Source organism: Catenibacterium sp. UBA627, from assembly GCF_002299355.1.
In the GTDB taxonomy this organism is placed as follows: Bacteria; Bacillota_I; Bacilli_A; order Erysipelotrichales; family Coprobacillaceae; genus Catenibacterium; species Catenibacterium mitsuoka.
The window spans coordinates 20,469-38,089 of sequence record NZ_DBPF01000012.1 but is presented as its reverse complement, the minus strand read 5'-3'; the positions used below and the strand labels follow the sequence as shown (position 1 = coordinate 38,089).

The following is a 17,621-nucleotide window of genomic DNA, read 5'->3' as shown; positions in this document are numbered from 1 at the left end:
AAAGGTTTTCTTAAAAGTAATGTCTTTAAAGAGTCTTCCAATGCATGTTTTGTGATCTGTGACATATGTTTCACCTGCGCTTTCTACTATTGTATGAGTTGCATAAGATCTAGTCAAACAAGTCCTTCTTTTTCTTCTTATATATAAATAAGGAAACCATGGCCGTAAATACTTCTGTAATCCAGAATGCATGCCATACGCCAGTTGGTCCAAGTAGTGAAGAAAGGATATAAGCGCATGGAAGAATAATGACTACATAACGACATAAAGAGATAATTAAAGATGGAATACCCATACCAAGTCCTTCAAGTACACCACCGGAAGTAAGAGAAAGTGAAGAGAAGACAAAAGAAATACTAATAATACGTAAGGCTACAATACCTGCGTTAAGTGTTTCTTCATTTGTAGTAAAGAGTCCCATGATTTCTTTAGGAAATACAAAACAAAGAAATGTTCCTGCAATCATAATAATTAAACTTAAAGACAAAGTAAGCTTATAAATCTTATTAACACGTTTATATTCTTTAGCTCCATAGTTATATCCTACAAGTGGTCTAATACCCTGGATAATCCCATTGGTTGGCATAAAAACAAATGTCTGAAGCTTATAATAGATACCAAGTACAACGACATAGATAGCTGAATAGCTTACTAGAATCGCATTTAGTACAGAAATAAGAACAGAAGGGAGCGCAATATTAAGTGTAGCAGGAATACCAATTCCATATAGCTTCTTATAATACTTATGGTTTTTTAATGCTTCTTTATGGATACGTAGTGGTAATTCCACCTTATAGTAAAATAGGTATAGAATACAAGGAATAGTCTGTCCAATACCCGTAGCCAGCGCAGCTCCCGCAATACCCATTGCTGGAATAGGACCTAACCCAAAGATAAGAATAGGATCAAGAATGATATTAGTCACACATCCAATAATCATAATCTTCATAGTCAAAGCCATACGTCCTAATGATTGACATACTTTTTCAAATGCGATTCCTACCTGAATCACAAAAGAGAATGAGAAGGCAATACGTCCATATAATATTCCATCCTTTAATACAACAGGATCATTTGTAAAGAATTTTAAGAATGTAGGAATAAATAATACACAGACAACCATTAAGATTATTCCATGTATTGCAGAGAGTAATAATCCCTGGGCCATAGAATCTTCTGCTTTCTTATGATCCTCTGTGCCTAGATAGAAGGCAATAACTGCATTCATACCCACACCAAAACCTACTGCAATTGCAGTAATTAAGTTCTGGATAGGGAATACTAAAGATAAGGCATTCATCGCATTCTCGCTAATACGAGCTACAAAGAAGCTATCGACAATATTGTAGAGAGAATTGACAAGCATGGATAAAACCATTGGTAAGCTCATCGATAATACTAAAGGGAGTATAGGTTTTGTTTTCATATAATCTTGATTCATAATTTTCCTCCTAAACATACAAAAAGCCACACAACGTAAAAAAACGCTGTGTGGCGAAAATAAGATTTCTCTGACAAAAATCCACAACCAAAAGGTTTTGTACATAGACACTATCATATATAGAATATAATGTCAACTATTTTAAATATATGGTATATTAAGTGTAAAAAGTATGGTATATATATTTCCTAAATCGGGATTATTGCACTGAAATGAGATGGTGCTATAATGGAACATATAGTAAATAGGAGATATATGTTTGAGAAGAACTGTATTTATCTATGAGTATAAGTTGATAGGGATTAGATGAATATAAAAGTTGTATGTATAGATGTCCATATACATATTAAGTATATCTTCACTACTTACTTACAATTATGAAAGGTAGGAGATAAAATGGTAGGAATTATCCTTGCGAGTCATGGACAGTTTGCAGAAGGCATTTTCCAGTCAGGATCTATGATCTTTGGTGATCAGGCTAACGTTAAAGCCTGCACATTAATGCCTAGCGAAGGCCCAGATGATATTCGCAGAAAAATGGAAGAAGCGATTGCTGGTTTTGAAAATCAGGATGAAGTATTATTCCTTGTAGACCTTTGGGGTGGAACACCATTCAATCAGGCAAGTGCTTTACTTAATGGACATGAAGATAAGTGGGCTATTGTCACTGGTTTAAATTTACCAATGTTGATTGAAACTTATGCATCTCGTATGTCTATGGAAACAGCTCATGAAATCGCAACACATGTCACTGAAGTGGCAAGAGATGGTGTTAAACCAAAACCTGAAACACTAGAACCTAAGAAGGAAGAAAAGGCAGCAGCAGCTGCACCAGCACCTCAGGGCGCTATTCCTGAAGGAACAGTTATTGGTGATGGTCACATCAAGTATGTATTAGCAAGAATTGACTCACGTTTATTACATGGTCAGGTTGCTACTGCATGGACTAAGACAACTCAGCCAAACCGTATCATCGTAGTATCTGATGGTGTGGCTCATGATGATCTTAGAAAAGAAATGATTATTCAGGCAGCACCTCCAGGTGTTAAAGCTCACGTTGTACCAATCGATAAGATGATTCAGGTTGCTAAGGATCCACGTTTTGGTAACACAAAAGCATTAGTATTATTTGAAAACCCACAGGATGCACTTCGTGCAATCGAAGGTGGCGTAGACATCAAGACATTGAACTTAGGTTCTATGGCTCATTCACAGGGTAAAGTCGTTTGTACTAAAGCCGTATCAATGGGTCAGGATGATGTTGATACTATTGAAAAGATTATGGCTAAGGGTGTTAAGTTTGATGTGCGTAAAGTACCAAATGATTCACCTGATAACATCAATGCAATCCTTAATAAAGCTAAAGAAGGATTGTCTAAATAAGGGAGGAAATAATTTATGTCAGCAATTTCAATTGTGCTGATTGCGATTGTTGCTTTACTTGCAGGTATGGAAGGTATTCTTGATGAATTCCAGTTCCATCAGCCTCTAGTAGCATGTACGTTAATCGGCTTAGTTACTGGCCACTTAAAGGAAGGTATTATCCTTGGTGGTTCATTACAGATGATTGCCCTTGGTTGGGCAAACGTTGGTGCTGCTGTTGCACCAGATGCTGCTCTTGCATCAGTTGCTTCAGCAATCATCATGGTATTAGGTTTACAGGGTGGTAGTACAAACGTTACTAACGCTATCAATACTTCTATCGCTGTTGCCGTTCCATTATCAGTTGCAGGTTTATTCTTAACAATGATTTGTCGTACTCTTGCAATCCCTATGGTTCACTTCATGGATGCAGCTGCAGAAAAAGGTGACTATAAGGCTATTGAAAGATGGCAGATTGCTGCAATTTTAATGCAGGGTCTTCGTATTATGATCCCAGCAGTTATCCTTTGCTTCGTTCCAGCTAAGGTTGTAACAGGTGCATTAAATTCTATGCCAGCTTGGTTATCTGGTGGTATGGCTGTTGGTGGTGGTATGGTTGCCGCTGTAGGTTATGCAATGGTTATCAACATGATGGCTACAAAAGAAACTTGGCCATTCTTTGCTCTTGGTTTCGTTTTAGCAGCTATCTCAGAACTTACATTAATCGCATTAGGTATTATTGGTGTTGTTCTTGCTTTAATCTATCTTGGATTAAAAGACAAAGCTGGTAAAGGTAATGGTGGCGCTGGAGGATCTGGAGATCCACTTGGTGACATCTTAAATGACTATTAATCTGAAGGAGGACGAACATTATGGCAGATAAGATTACACTATCTAAAAAAGATAGAATGGACGTATGCTGGCGTCATCAGTTCCTTCAGGGTTCTTGGAACTATGAACGTATGCAGAATGGTGGTTGGTGTTTTTCAATTATCCCAGCTATCAAGAAATTATATACAAAAGAAGAAGATAGAGCCGCTGCATTAAAGCGTCATCTAGAATTCTATAATACACATCCTTATGTATCAGCTCCAGTTATGGGTGTTACATTAGCACTTGAAGAAGAACGTGCAAATGGTATGCCTGTAGATGACCAGACTGTACAGGGTGTTAAAGTTGGTATGATGGGACCTCTTGCTGGTGTTGGTGACCCAGTATTCTGGTTTACAGTAAGACCAATCTTAGGTGCATTAGGTGCTTCACTTGCATTATCAGGAAGCATTGTTGGACCATTATTATTCTTTGTAGTATGGAACTTAGTACGTATCGCATTCTTATGGTATACACAGGAATTCGGTTATAAAGTAGGTACTTCTATTGCTAAGGATATGTCAGGAGGACTTCTTGGTAAAGTTACTGAAGGTGCTTCTATCCTTGGTATGTTCATCATCGGTGCATTAGTACAGAGATGGGTATCTATCAGCTTTACTCCAGTAGTATCTCAGGTTACTCAGTCTGAAGGTGCTTATATCAACTGGGATAAGTTACCAAAGGGTGCTGCAGGTATCAAAGAAGCATTAACTCAGTATAGCTCACTTGGTGCTAATGGATTAAATCAGGTTAAGGTTACTACTTTACAGCAGAACTTAGATCAGTTAATCCCTGGCTTAGCAGCATTATTACTTACATTATTATGCTGTTACTTATTAAAGAAAAAGGTATCTCCAATCGTTATCATCATCGCATTATTCATTGTTGGTATCGTTGCAAGAGTTATCGGTATTATGTAATCAATAGAGGCAGTTTTACTGCCTCTTATCTTTAAGGAGGAAATAAAATGGCACAATCACAAAATACAAAAGTTGATTTTTCAATTAAAGCGACTTCACTAAATGGTTTAACTAACTATGGGGATGTCATGGTAGGGGACAAGGCCTTTGAGTTCTATAACGAAAAGAATAAAGAAGACTTTATTCAGATTCCATGGGAAGAAATTGATTATATCAGTGCTTCTGTATATTTTAATAAGAAAATTGCACGTTTCGCAATATTCACTAAAAACAATGGACATTTTACTTTCTCTACACGTAATAATGTGAAAACATTACAGGTGGTTGGAAATCATTTTCCAAAAGAAAAAATGTATCGTTCTCCTACATTCCTTACCATTATTAAAAGGGGTATACGATACATCTTTGACTCTAAATATCGACACAAAGTCAATGATCAGGCTTAATTGCCTGATCATTTTTTTTCTGTTCCATGAAGAATAAGATCTGTGAGAATATGAGATAATTCTTCGATAGGGATATTATGATTATTTATAAACCAATTCATATAAACAGATAATATACCAGGAATATAGAAATCAGCCACAATATTAAATTTCTGTATATCTAATTCCTGTTCCTTTTCAATACGTTTACGAATATATTCTTTAATCGCTTCTACAATCTTTACTATTAAAATAGAGCGATTATTTGTCTTAAAGAGATGACTAAAGAAGTCTAGATCACTATTAATGATTTCAGTAAACTGACTAAAGATTTCTGTGAGGAAATCAGTCATATTCGTAAATTCTATTGCATCAAGTCTTTTAATGAACGTATCAGCCGTCAGGTTTTCTATCTCTTCCATAACTTCATAGGTATTTGAATAGTAGTTATAGAATGTTTTACGGTTGATATCTGCTTTTTTGGAGATATCAGTGATTGTAATATGATTGATTTCTTTTTCAGATAAAAGTTCTACAAAAGCATTATATATCGCACGTTTTGTCTTAAGAACACGTCTGTCTGTCTTTTTATCCATAGTTTTATCTCACTTTCTAGTAAATATGTATATTTAGTATCATATATATATTATTCTGACCATTTTTTTATTTACATGTCTATATTATAATACAGGCGGATTAAGGGTTTCAATAATGGAGGATAAATGAATGACATACATTATTCAAAAGAAATTACGTTATCTAGAGAATTGTGGTCGAATCAATGAAACGAAGAATTATATACAGCATGGTTCTATTTCTGTTTATACACATTGTGTAAATGTCGCTCGTATGAGTGTTAAGATAGCGAAAAGGCTCCCAATACAAGTCAATATGGACGCTTTAGTCATTGGCGCATTATTACATGATTACTTCTTATATTACTGGCATGATGGAGAAGGAAGACATCTCCACGGGTTCACTCATCCAGAATGTGCTTATAAAAATGCGGAAATGGATTATACATTATCACCACGAGTTAGAAATATTATAGTCAGACATATGTTTCCTTTAACTCCTATTCCTCCAGCATGCAAAGAAGCATGGATTGTATGTATTGCAGATAAGATTTGTGCAATAGAAGAGACGTTGTTTAATAAGTAAGCTAGAATTTCTAGCTTTTTTCATAGGAATAATACTAATTCTTGATAAGAAATCAAAAATAACTACCTCAAGTCTGTGGAAAAGCTTGAAGTAGTTAATTAAATCTAAGAACAACCGCTTGCTGGTAGTTCTATCTTTGTCTTTATAGTTTGACTTGAACACTAAAATAACGATATGAGTAATCATAGGTGATCTCACCATGATACTTATTGACTATATTCATAATAGAACGCATTCCAAACCCATGCCCTCTCTCTTCTTTAGTAGTATTGAAGTATGGATTATCAACAAGAGGATTATTGATGCTTGTATTCTTAATATCAATAATGAAATCATTACTCTCTTTATAAATATCAAGAATAATCTTCTTAATAGACTTTGATGTACAATTCCCAATCGCATTATCTAATAAATTACCTAGTAATACATAGAAGTCTACTTTATCTATAGGGATATCATCATCAAATTGACTGGCAATAAATTCAATATTCTTATCTTTAATCTTAGATAATTGAGAAGATAGTATAAGATTCAAAGAGGCATTGCCTGTATCCACTGTTTGTGTTTTATTTATTGTATGTAATTGGTTATGAATATGATTATGGAGTGATTCATAATCTTTTTTTTCACAATCATCCAGTAATGACAACAACATATGATTCATATCATGTTTAATCTTTCTGATTTCGTTCATATGAGAAATGATATTTTCATAATTCTTCTTATTGAATTTCAATTCCTCATTGTTTAATTTTACTAGATAATTCTCTTTCTCTATACTTAGTATTCTATTAACCATCTGATAGATCAATATCACAAGAATAGTAATCAGTACAATTTCTATAGAACTTTCAATGGGAAGAGAACCTTTCTTGAAAATAGTTATAAGATAGGACAAATAGATGAGTATTAAAACAGAATGGATACCAAGATAGAAGGCGGTATATTCTTTAATACGCAGTAAATAATTCTTAAATAAATGCCCTGTAAGAAGTAAAAATACACATAAAAGGATATCTGAACCATAGATTGTATCATGAATAGGTAAAACTAGATCATATATAAAAATATTGATACCCCATGTCATAATCACATAGGTAAGAACCTTAAGAAAGATAAAGTAAATTGATATAAATAGACATTCTAGAAGTCTGTCATGCTTAAACAGAATGAGGCATAAACTTAATAGACATATACTAAGAAGTCCATTATGTATGAACATAGAAGAAATAATAGAAACAGATGATAATAATAGTACAGAACCAATAAACTTGATTAGATTCTCTTTAATGCTGATAGAATAGACATAATAGAAGAATGACAACAACATCAAGGATAGTGCAATGAAACTTATATTATTTGTTTCTAACATCAATGATGCACCTCCTTCATATACTCTAATACAAGCTTTTTCTTTCTTCTACTTATTGGTATCTGGTAGTGATCACTTATATATAATGTTGTACCTTCTAGCTTAGTCACTTTTTTCATATTTGCGAGATAAGAACGTCCAACTCTTTTAAAATGATTAGAATCAATCGTCTTTTCTACATCACCTAGCTGCATATTGACAGTAATAGAAGATGTATCAAAATGTATCTCTGTTTGATGATTGAAGCTTTCACAATAAAGAATAGACTCTTTTCTTAATATATAGGCATTTCCATTGATATAGAATGTCACACTTGGATGTAAATGAGATAAATGATAGTTGATTTCTTCTAATACATCAGGCATTTCTATATCTAGATTCTCTTTTCTAATAAAGTCAAAAGGATGTATATTACATGCTTTATAAACCAGTTCATTATGACTGGTAATAAAGATAATTAACGTATTTTGATGTCTTTTTTTATACTCTTTCGCAAGTTCTAATCCTGAAACATGAGGCATATCGATATCAAGAAATAAGACATCAAAATATATATCTATAGGAAACTGTAAAGCATTCATATATGTATTAACCTCTATATCTGTAGATGAGAAGAAATCACTTATATGATGACAAACATGTTTTAAGTCATCTTCTTCATCATCTACAACTGCAATTCTATATGCCATAGATTCCATCTCCTTATCATTGACGCTTTTAAATAGACCATTAACGACCACTCAATTGAATATATACTATGTATTATCTAAAATGAAATAAACAAAAGAACTATTAATTATATTCTAACATATCAAGGAGATAATTTATGAAACAATTCTTCTTATTTAAATCCAAAAAGAAACTTCTCTTATTTTCTATTTATTTCATTGCGATTGTTGCAGGAATATTCATCAGCTATAAAGGAGCCTATGGATCTATTCCTGAAAAAGAAATGATACTCATGAAATCAAAGGATCCTGAAATGGGCTTAGACTTCTTCTATTACTTACAGGATTCAGGACTGACACTTATATTATATGTCCTTACAACACTCATTGTACCTAATATCATTAGTGCTGATTTCTTATTATATGAGCATAATAAATTCAATCATTTTCTGATAACACGTATGTCTTCTTCTCTTTATCATAAAAAAGAAAGACAATTTAATTTTCTTGCGACATTTATTCTTATTCTTATGACTCATCTACTTGCAATACTAATCATTCATCTTTTCTTCTTTAAGATATTTTTTTCTATTAATCCAATCTATATGAATGCGACAAGACAGACTAATCTATTATCTAGTTCATTACTTCTTAATCTTATTATCTATATGGTTCTTTCATCAATTGGTTATGCACTTTTTTCTCATTTCTTGTTCTCATTACAGTATTTTATTAAGAATGTTTATCTCTATAGAACGCTTGGACTACTTGTATCTCTTATTCTTTATATTGGTGCATCAGTTTTATCTCACACATTCTATAATACATCAGGAAGCTTGATTGCCACATTGGCTTATTTCCTTAATATCATTAATATTCTCACTCCAAGCATTATTAAAAGTCCTGTTTTAAATAACAATCCTCATCTCTTCTATATTGGTACGGCATTACTCTATTATCTTTTGTCATCTATTCTTTTTGGAATGAGGGATTATCATGACTCCACTACTTAAACTTATTAAGAAACAGGACACTATTTCACTTATTATTTTGATTCTTCTTATTCCTGTAGTCACAAGATTAAATGGGAGAGTTAACTTCATCTATATTCTTCTTACAAGTAATTATATTACCTTGATTCTAAATATTGCGTGTCTTGTATTGATGTATAAGAAGATCATGATCATCAATGGGATTAACCATACTTTGATTACACGTAAGGGCTATATGAATACAAAACAAAATATCTATGCCTTTATGATCATGACTACACTTCTTTTCTTAGCTATTCTCTATAGCTTCTTATTTCTTGTATATGGTATCTCTCAAATGAGTATCAAGCTACTATTGATGTTAGTTATTTATACATTTCTATTTCTATTTGAGATATCCATTATTTACTTACAGTTCAATAGGAAATCAAATATTCTCTATATCGCTTTACCTATCATTATCAATCTTGCTTATCATTACATGTTCTTCTAGGAGGAAATAAAGATGTTGAAAGTCAATCATATTAAAAAAAGCTTTAAACAAAACATTGTATTAGAAGATATCAATCTAGAAATAAATACGGGAGAGTGTCTCTATATACATGGAAAGAATGGATGTGGTAAATCTACACTCTTTAAGATTATCTGCGATATTATTCAAACTGATTCAGGCACTATTGATAAGAAGCCTGATACATATATAGGTGCACTTATAGAAAACCCAGGATTTATTGAAAATGAAACTTTAAGATTCAATCATGAGTTTCTTGCTTCTATCAATCATAACTATAATGAAGAAAGAATAAGAGAACTATGTCATATGTACTCATTAGATTATGATAGTTCTTCAACACTTAAGAATTATTCTGTAGGTATGAGACAAAAAGCAGGTATTATCCAAGCGGTGATGGAAGATCAGAATCTTATTTTCTTTGATGAACCAACAAGAGGTTTGGATGAAGAGAGTATTATCGTATTTGAGAATATGGTCAATACACTAGTAGAAGGTGGTAAAAGTATAGTGATTGCATCACATGATCGCTTAGCTCGTGTTCACTATACTCATACCTATTTACTAGAAGAGGGGAAGCTTCAAAGTGAAGACTATTAAGAACTATGTTTCTCTCTTTATTCTATTTCTTATATGTAGAGAAGTATTTCATATCAACTTTATTGATTATGCAGATATCAAATACTTCTTTCCTCAAAGACCTATTTATATTGTATTTTCACTTCTAGTTAATTACTTATATTTAAAAATAGTATCTGATTGTATCTTCCAGTATATTGAAATAGATACATTATCGATCATCAGAATGGGAAGAAAGAAGTATCATACAACGATGTTCGTAAGAATAGTAGATACACTAGTTGTATTTGTTTTGTTTTCTATTCTCACTGATTTCTTCTTCTATGATATTTGTATCTTAGGACTTATAGGAACAGTCTTCATTGAAATAGTTGTAGGACTATGTATGTCTTTATTCTATAAAAGATTAGGAACGCATACGTTCATGATTACATTTATACTTATCATTTTTATTAAATATCTCATTACTTTGGCTTCAGGAATTATGTCTTGAAGCCTTTTGTGTTATGATTGTTTCATGGAGGTGTTTTATGAAGTTAATATTTTGTGATATGGATGGTTCATTGCTAAACAGTCGTTCTAAAATCTCATCACGAACACTAGAGGCACTTATTGATTTAGAAGAGAAGGGAATAGGCGTTATTCTCTCGAGTGGTCGTCATATTAATAGTTTAAAGAAATATGGTGATATGCTTCATTTTGAAAAATATCCAATGAGTGGCTATTCATGCAATAATGGACAAGCTTATCATGATCATCTAGGAGAGAATGTACTTGAACATGAACGCTTAAACTATGATGATTACTTAAAAGTAAGAAGATATGCGAAAGCACATCACTATGGCTTTATTGTCTATATCAATAATAAAAGAGTGATGTTCCACTATAATGAATCCTTGCTTGTTCGATTACTACATTTGCATATTCCGATACATGAAGATGCAATATTTGATAAATTTGTCTTTTATGGACGTCCTTCCTTTGACGTTAAGGGACTTGATTATACATGTTCTTTAGTTGATCCTTATTGGCTTGAAATAGGACCAAAAGGTGTAGATAAAGGAACAATGTTGGAGAGAATTGCACGTTTTCATCATATTGATTTAAAGGATACCATCGCTTTTGGAAATGGTGAAAATGATCTTCCTATGCTTATTAAGGCAGGAACAGGTGTCGCAATGGGTAATGCACTTGAACATGTGAAAGAACAATCCGATGCAGTATGTGATGATTGTGATCATGATGGAATAGGTAAATATCTGGAGGACTTACTATTATGATGAATATGTCAGATTATTATGATTTTTCAGGACAGAAGTTTGGATATCCTCTCTCTTTAAGTATCAACAGCTTTGATCGTCATATCTTCTCTAGACAAAAGAGTTTAGAACTCTCTTATGTCTTGCAAGGAGAATACCAGATAGTGACAGAGAAGTTTACTTCTAAACTATCAAAAGGTGAACTTGTGATGATTGCGCCCGGAGATATTCATTTGATTACGCATAAAAAAGATGGAGTGATTCTTACAATACATATAGATTTTGATCGCATGACTTCCGCAATGAGTGGGAATAGCACTGAAGCTTTTTCTACAATGATTGTCACAAATCAGGCTTATGATCAATTAAAAAATAAGATATCAGGAATTCTTAAACTTATTAGACAGGGAAACTATAACCTCTATACTCTTAATGCTTATATGATGGACATCCTTTCTATTGCTTCTCAGGTCTCTTTCTCTATGTCTTCCCTCCCTTTACAGGATGAAGCCCATAAGAACTATATGAAGGCTATTTTATATATCGATGCTCACTACAATGAGAACTTAACTTTAGGTGATGTGGCAGATACACTTTCATTCAGTTTAAGTTATACATCTAAATTATTTAAGAAGTTTACTGGTATTACCTTTGTCAAGTATTTAAATAGTGTACGTATTCGTGCTTCTTTAGAAGATTTACTAGAAGGAATCAAGAACATATCAGAAATATCAGATGAATGCGGTATGCCTAATTCTAAAGCCTATACAGAAGCGTTTAAAGAAATCTATGGCATATCACCGAGTAATTATAGAAAACGTTTTAAGAAGAATTTTGCACCTACAGAAGAAAGAGAAATGAATCTCGATAACTTTGATGAAATATTAGAAGATTTCATTAATGAAGAAGAAACTATCTACGAAGATGAGAAATGCAAGATTACTTTAAATGCAGAACATATTAAACTAGAAACAGAAGAAGAAATTAAAATGTCAAACAAAGGTAAGCGTATACAAATCGTTTTATAACAGTCATATATTGTCTTCTCTTAACACTAAGAAGGCAAAATATGACTGTTTTTATATAAAAGCATGATTTTTTATTCACAAGAGGAGTGATATAATGTGGACGAAAGAGAGGAAAATACAAATGAAGGAATTTTCACATTTATTTTCACCTATTAAAGTCGGTGAAACAGTTGTAAAAAACAGAGTTTTTATGCCTCCTATCAGTACAAACTTAGCTGATAAGGGTTATGTTACTGATGCATTAGTGGCTCATTATGCAGCTCGTGCAAAGGGTGGTGTTGGATTAATCGTTACTGAAGTCACTACAGTAGAACCAACATATATCTATTTACCTGGAGATATGTCTATTCATGATGATAGCTTTATTCCTGGATGGAAAAAATTAACTGAAGCTGTACATCAGTATGATTGTAAGATTCTACCACAGTTATTCCACCCAGCTTATATGGCTTTCCCAATTCCTGGTACACCAAGATTAATCGCACCAAGTAATGTAGGACCATATTATGCAAAAGAAGCACCACGTTCAGTCACTAAAGAAGAATTAAAGGTTATTATTAAACAGTTTGGTGAAGCAGCTTTAAGAGTTAAAACTGCAGGTGCTGACGGTGTTGAAATCCATGCAGCTCATGCTCATGGTTTATTAGGTGGTTTCTTATCTCCTTTATATAATAAGAGAACAGATGAATACGGAGGAGATATTTCTTGTAGATTAAGACTTACTTTAGAAGTTATTGAAGAAGTACGTAAAATGTGTGGTAAGGACTTTATTATTGATGTACGTATTTCTGGTGATGAATATACTGATGGTGGTTTAAACATCAATGATATGATTTATGTATCTAAAACATTAGAAGCAGCAGGTGTAGATATGCTTCATGTCTCTGGTGGTACAACTATCGCAAGAGGAAGTTCTATTCCAGCACCAGGAACTAAGATGGGTTCACATGCATTATTAAGTGAAGAAATTAAGAAGCATGTATCTATTCCAGTGGCAACAGTTGGACGTATTACTGAACCTTGGATTGCAGATGAACTCATTGCGAATGATAAAGCAGATATCTGTATGATGGGACGTGCTAACTTATGTGATGCAGAATTCGTTAATAAAGCAATGAATGGTCATGTAGAAGATATTAGACCATGTATTGGATGTTTACGCTGCTTAACAGGTATTATGTTTGGTAAACGTGTATCTTGTACAATCAACCCTTCATTAGAAATTGAAAACGAAGATACGATTACAGAAGCAGAAAACAAGAAGAATATTCTTGTGATTGGTAGTGGACCAGCAGGTATGGAAGCTGCATTTGTAGCACATAAACGTGGTCATCATGTTGTATTATGCGAAAAGGATGATAAGTTAGGTGGAGAAATGAACTTAGCTGCAGTACCTATCGCAAAACAGAATCTAACATTAGTTATCAAGTATATGGCTCATAAACTTGAAGGTGTTGATGTAAGATTGAATACAGAAGTGACTTTAGATATGTTACAGAATGAATTTAAGGATTATGAAGTCATTGCAGGTACTGGTGCTTCTCCAATCGTTATTAATCCATTTACTCAGTTCAAATCATGGATGACTGCAGATGATGTATTAGCTGGTAAACAGTTCCCAGGTCGTAAGATTGTAATTGTTGGTGGTGGATCAGTAGGTTGTGAAACAGCTGATTACTTAGCACCATTAATCAATGACTTATTCCCTAGAAATAGAGATGTCACTATATTAGAAATGGCAAATGGTGTCATGATGAATGAATCTGGACCAGGCAGAAGCTTACTTGTAAGAAGAATGATGCAGAAGGGTATCAAGATTATTACAAGTGCTAAAGTAGAATCAGTGACTGAAACTGAAATCAACTATACACTTGAAGGCGTTACTCATACAATCAAGGATGCAGATACACTTATCTTTGCAGCAGGTTATAAGAAGAACCCAGCTGTTGAAGAAATGCTTCAGGCAAGTGGTCTTAACTATCATATGATTGGTGATGCCCATGAAATTGGTAATATCAAGACAGCTATTACAGAAGCATATAACCTAACAAAAGACTTATAAAATAAACGGCCCTCTCAAAAATGAGAGGGTTTTTATTATTTGTGATATACAAATGTTCTAATGATTGATTGTAGTTCCTGTTTAGATTCCTTCTTATCTCCATTAAGCCATCCCATCATAATATAGTGAAGTGGTGTTAAGAAAGAAATCATGAAATATTTAAAGTATTTCTCAATAAATGGATTATTAAATACATGAAGAGAGATTTCATCTAGAAAACGCTGCTTCTCCTGTGATAAAAAATCCTGGTAGTACCACTTCTCTAATGTAATGAAGATAGTTGCATGCGCTTCATAGACATCAATTACTTTCATGATAAAATCATCAGACTCTATATACTGCTTGTCTTCTATTTTATCTAGATAAGTATACTTAAATAGATTAAAATAGATTTCTTTTAATACATCATCTTTGGAATGATAATAAAGATAAAATGATTGTCTAGAAAGACAGGCATTTTGACATATCTTTCCTACTGTGAGATCTTCATAATCACTCTCCTTCAATAATTCCACAGTGCTTTCATAAAGTTTCTTCTTCGCTTCTTTTTTCATATTGTAATCCGCCTTTAATTCAATTTTACCTTATTTAGAAGCAATAAAAAAGCATCAACTCTTTTGAAGTTGAAACTTTTCACTCTATATGTCATATTTTACATTTATTTGTTTTGAAAAGCTCTGTTATCTATCTCTATCACATTCCAAAATAAAGCATATCCATCTTTGCCGCCACTATTAGCCCAGGCACTTTCCTTATGGATTTCACCACGAGGACTCCAGTCATAATCATCTTCTTCACATGATTCTATATCAATATTCATAGAATCAAATGTCTTAGAAGCACTCTCATACAATGCCTTCACTGCTTCAACGTGTGTTTGAAATAGTCCTTCTACTTCAATGTTTTCTCCATTTTCCATGTCACCATAAATGACTGCATACATAGTAACACCTTCTTTCTTTTCTTATTATAATCTTATTTCTATGAAGTGTTAAATGATAAGAAAAATAATTTCTTATAAACATAATATTACCGTACTTATTTACAGAAAATTATGATAGAATGCATGTATATTATAACTAGGAGAAGAATATGAAAATAACAGATTTGATGAGTAAAGAAGCCATCAAGATTCATGGTCATGCCTCTAGCAAGATGGATGCAATTGATCAAATGGTGTCTTTAATGAATAAACAGGGCAATGTCTCTGATAAAGAAGCATATAAAGAAGCAGTTATAGAAAGAGAAAATCTTTCTACTACAGGTATGGTGGATGGTATTGCGATTCCTCATGCAAGAACAACTGCGATTACTCAAGCAGGTATTGCCGCAATGACACTACCTGAGGGTGTAGATTATCAATCTATGGATGGTCAGCCTACAACTCTTATTTTCTTGATTGGGGCACCAGATAATGGCGATAATGTACATTTACAGGTATTAAGTGAACTCTCTACATTACTAATGGATCATGATTTCTGTGAAGATTTAAAGAATGCGGGAACGCCTGAAGAATTCTTATCTATTATTGATTTAGCACAAAGTGCTAAACATGAAACAGAAGAAGTCAAACACCCTGAAGTCTTAGCAGTCACTGCCTGTCCAACAGGAATTGCTCATACATATATGGCTGCAGAAGCATTGGAAAAAAAGGCTAAGGAAATGGGTGTATCTATTAAGGTAGAAACACAAGGTTCAGTAGGGGTTAAGAATGAACTCACACAAGAAGATATAGAATACGCAAAGGGTGTTATTATTGCGGCTGATAAGAATATCTCTTTAAATCGTTTTAATGGTTTACCACTCTATAGCTGTCCTGTGGCAAGAGGGATTGATGAGCCAGAAAAGCTTATTCAGATTATCTTAGATCAACAAGCACCTATCTATAAAGGTGAAGAAGTAAAGGTAGAGAATAACCAAGAAAAGGGATGGCATATTCCTTATAAACATTTAATGAATGGTTTTTCTCATGCTTTACCTATTCTAGTTGCAGCAGGATTTATGAGTGTACTTGCAACTAAACTTACATTTAATACACAATTTGCGAATATACTGAATGTCTTTGGGAACATTCTTTACTTACTTGTATTACCCGTATTATCAGGCTATATTGCGATGAGTATTGCTGATCGTCCAGCTTTAGGACCTGGACTTGCATGTGGTTATATTGCCTATAGTGGTTTTACTTTAGCCTGGTTAAATAACCCTTATACTACTTTAAGTACATCAGGCTTCTTAGGGGCTATAGTAGGGGGCTTTATTGCAGGATATCTCGTACTTGCAATTGAGAAACTCTGTACTAAGATTCCAGATATGTTTGATGGTATTAAACCAGTCTTACTATATCCAGTATTAGGCGTATTATCATCAGGTATTGTGATGACAGTACTTAATACATATCTAGTGATTGCTCATTCATTTATTATGGAACGTGTGAATAACTTACCACTTATTTCATTAGTTATTATTGGGGCATCACTTGGTGCGATGATGTCTATTGATATGGGTGGTCCTGTTAATAAGTTTGCTTATTTATTTGCGAATGCTTTAGTTTTCACTAGAGCGAATAATGCGGCTATTATCATGGCTTCTGTTATGGGTGCTGGTATGATTCCACCTCTTGCGATTGGCTTTTCTACACTTGTATTTAAAGAAAAGTGGACTAAAGAAGAAAGAGGTACTACTTTAAAAAACATTATTATGGGCTTATCATTTGTATCAGAAGGGGCTATACCTTTTATGCAGAAAGATCAAAAACATGTCTTACCTGCATGTATCCTAGGTTCACTTATTACTGGCGCATTATCTGCTTACTTTAAGTGTGGAGTGATGGCACCTCATGGTGGTATCTGGATTATCTATTTGATGTCTAATCCACTCAAGTATGTCTTAGCACTTCTAGCTGGTGCAATTGTATCAGGTCTTATTATTACATTTACACACAAGTCTGAGTCATAACTCAGGCTTTTTT

The 17,621-nt window shown here is 33.3% G+C and carries 19 protein-coding genes; 13 read left to right on the top strand and 6 right to left on the bottom strand.

Going from position 1 to position 17,621, the window contains the following annotated elements:
* Window positions 1-109 precede the first annotated feature (109 nt).
* On the bottom strand, window positions 110-1,441 hold the full coding sequence (locus B2S90_RS01085; protein ID WP_286696407.1) for an MATE family efflux transporter: 1,332 nt from the start codon (window positions 1,439-1,441) through the stop codon (window positions 110-112).
* Between the two features lie 396 nt (window positions 1,442-1,837).
* On the opposite strand from B2S90_RS01085, the gene B2S90_RS01080 reads away from it, so the two are divergent.
* The 4 genes from B2S90_RS01080 to B2S90_RS01065 are packed head-to-tail and all read left to right on the top strand — an operon-like array spanning window position 1,838 to window position 5,039.
* Entirely contained in the window at window positions 1,838-2,824 is a 987-nt protein-coding gene (locus B2S90_RS01080; RefSeq protein WP_278597646.1) for a PTS sugar transporter subunit IIB, read from the top strand.
* 15 nt (window positions 2,825-2,839) lie between these two features.
* On the top strand, window positions 2,840-3,655 hold the full coding sequence (locus tag B2S90_RS01075; RefSeq protein ID WP_055289571.1) for a PTS mannose/fructose/sorbose transporter subunit IIC: 816 nt from the start codon (window positions 2,840-2,842) through the stop codon (window positions 3,653-3,655).
* Between the two features lie 20 nt (window positions 3,656-3,675).
* Window positions 3,676-4,593, top strand: coding sequence for a PTS system mannose/fructose/sorbose family transporter subunit IID (locus tag B2S90_RS01070; RefSeq protein ID WP_278780494.1), 918 nt, complete (start codon window positions 3,676-3,678; stop codon window positions 4,591-4,593).
* Window positions 4,594-4,640: 47 nt separating this feature from the next.
* Window positions 4,641-5,039 carry a DUF956 family protein gene (locus B2S90_RS01065; RefSeq protein WP_055289570.1) on the top strand — a complete coding sequence of 133 codons (399 nt, stop codon included), beginning with the start codon at window positions 4,641-4,643 and terminating at the stop codon, window positions 5,037-5,039.
* An 8-nt stretch (window positions 5,040-5,047) separates the two neighbouring features.
* Here the strand turns inward: B2S90_RS01065 and B2S90_RS01060 are convergent, their stop codons facing one another.
* A complete protein-coding gene (locus B2S90_RS01060; RefSeq protein WP_278780491.1) occupies window positions 5,048-5,614 on the bottom strand; it encodes a TetR/AcrR family transcriptional regulator in 567 nt (188 codons plus the stop codon).
* Window positions 5,615-5,744: 130 nt separating this feature from the next.
* On the opposite strand from B2S90_RS01060, the gene B2S90_RS01055 reads away from it, so the two are divergent.
* Window positions 5,745-6,179, top strand: coding sequence for an HD domain-containing protein (locus tag B2S90_RS01055; protein ID WP_286696406.1), 435 nt, complete (start codon window positions 5,745-5,747; stop codon window positions 6,177-6,179).
* A 142-nt stretch (window positions 6,180-6,321) separates the two neighbouring features.
* On the opposite strand, the gene B2S90_RS01050 is transcribed toward B2S90_RS01055, so the two are convergent.
* Both B2S90_RS01050 and B2S90_RS01045 read right to left on the bottom strand, forming a co-directional pair.
* Window positions 6,322-7,551 (bottom strand): sensor histidine kinase, encoded by a 1,230-nt coding sequence (locus B2S90_RS01050; protein ID WP_286696405.1) that lies wholly within the window; start codon window positions 7,549-7,551, stop codon window positions 6,322-6,324.
* Window positions 7,551-8,240, bottom strand: coding sequence for a LytR/AlgR family response regulator transcription factor (locus tag B2S90_RS01045; protein WP_286696404.1), 690 nt, complete (start codon window positions 8,238-8,240; stop codon window positions 7,551-7,553). The genes B2S90_RS01050 and B2S90_RS01045 overlap by 1 nt, the downstream gene beginning before the upstream one ends.
* 137 nt (window positions 8,241-8,377) lie before the next feature.
* On the opposite strand from B2S90_RS01045, the gene B2S90_RS01040 reads away from it, so the two are divergent.
* The 7 genes from B2S90_RS01040 (at window position 8,378) to B2S90_RS01010 (ending at window position 14,650) form a co-directional block, all read left to right on the top strand.
* A complete protein-coding gene (locus B2S90_RS01040; protein ID WP_286696403.1) occupies window positions 8,378-9,232 on the top strand; it encodes a hypothetical protein in 855 nt (284 codons plus the stop codon).
* Window positions 9,216-9,704: a hypothetical protein gene (locus B2S90_RS01035; RefSeq protein ID WP_278779433.1), complete on the top strand. Its 489-nt coding sequence runs from the start codon at window positions 9,216-9,218 to the stop codon at window positions 9,702-9,704. The genes B2S90_RS01040 and B2S90_RS01035 overlap by 17 nt, the downstream gene beginning before the upstream one ends.
* Before the next feature lie 12 nt (window positions 9,705-9,716).
* Window positions 9,717-10,322: an ATP-binding cassette domain-containing protein gene (locus tag B2S90_RS01030; RefSeq protein WP_286696402.1), complete on the top strand. Its 606-nt coding sequence runs from the start codon at window positions 9,717-9,719 to the stop codon at window positions 10,320-10,322.
* A complete protein-coding gene (locus tag B2S90_RS01025; RefSeq protein WP_055234855.1) occupies window positions 10,309-10,794 on the top strand; it encodes a hypothetical protein in 486 nt (161 codons plus the stop codon). Before B2S90_RS01030 ends, B2S90_RS01025 begins: the two co-directional genes overlap by 14 nt.
* 37 nt (window positions 10,795-10,831) lie before the next feature.
* Window positions 10,832-11,581 carry a Cof-type HAD-IIB family hydrolase gene (locus B2S90_RS01020; RefSeq protein WP_187114797.1) on the top strand — a complete coding sequence of 250 codons (750 nt, stop codon included), beginning with the start codon at window positions 10,832-10,834 and terminating at the stop codon, window positions 11,579-11,581.
* Complete coding sequence (locus tag B2S90_RS01015) at window positions 11,578-12,588, top strand: helix-turn-helix transcriptional regulator (RefSeq protein WP_279079098.1); 1,011 nt, start codon at window positions 11,578-11,580, stop codon at window positions 12,586-12,588. Before B2S90_RS01020 ends, B2S90_RS01015 begins: the two co-directional genes overlap by 4 nt.
* A gap of 121 nt (window positions 12,589-12,709) precedes the next feature.
* Complete coding sequence (locus B2S90_RS01010) at window positions 12,710-14,650, top strand: FAD-dependent oxidoreductase (protein ID WP_286696401.1); 1,941 nt, start codon at window positions 12,710-12,712, stop codon at window positions 14,648-14,650.
* 35 nt (window positions 14,651-14,685) lie between these two features.
* On the opposite strand, the gene B2S90_RS01005 is transcribed toward B2S90_RS01010, so the two are convergent.
* Both B2S90_RS01005 and B2S90_RS01000 read right to left on the bottom strand, forming a co-directional pair.
* Window positions 14,686-15,204 (bottom strand): TetR/AcrR family transcriptional regulator, encoded by a 519-nt coding sequence (locus tag B2S90_RS01005; protein ID WP_278779043.1) that lies wholly within the window; start codon window positions 15,202-15,204, stop codon window positions 14,686-14,688.
* A 104-nt stretch (window positions 15,205-15,308) separates the two neighbouring features.
* Window positions 15,309-15,593 (bottom strand): hypothetical protein, encoded by a 285-nt coding sequence (locus B2S90_RS01000; RefSeq protein ID WP_215656301.1) that lies wholly within the window; start codon window positions 15,591-15,593, stop codon window positions 15,309-15,311.
* A 149-nt stretch (window positions 15,594-15,742) separates the two neighbouring features.
* Between B2S90_RS01000 and B2S90_RS00995 the strand changes: the two genes are divergently transcribed.
* The gene (locus tag B2S90_RS00995) at window positions 15,743-17,608 is read left to right on the top strand and encodes a PTS fructose transporter subunit IIABC (RefSeq protein ID WP_055289990.1); all 1,866 of its coding nucleotides are present in this window, start codon (window positions 15,743-15,745) and stop codon (window positions 17,606-17,608) included.
* Window positions 17,609-17,621: the final 13 nt, after the last annotated feature.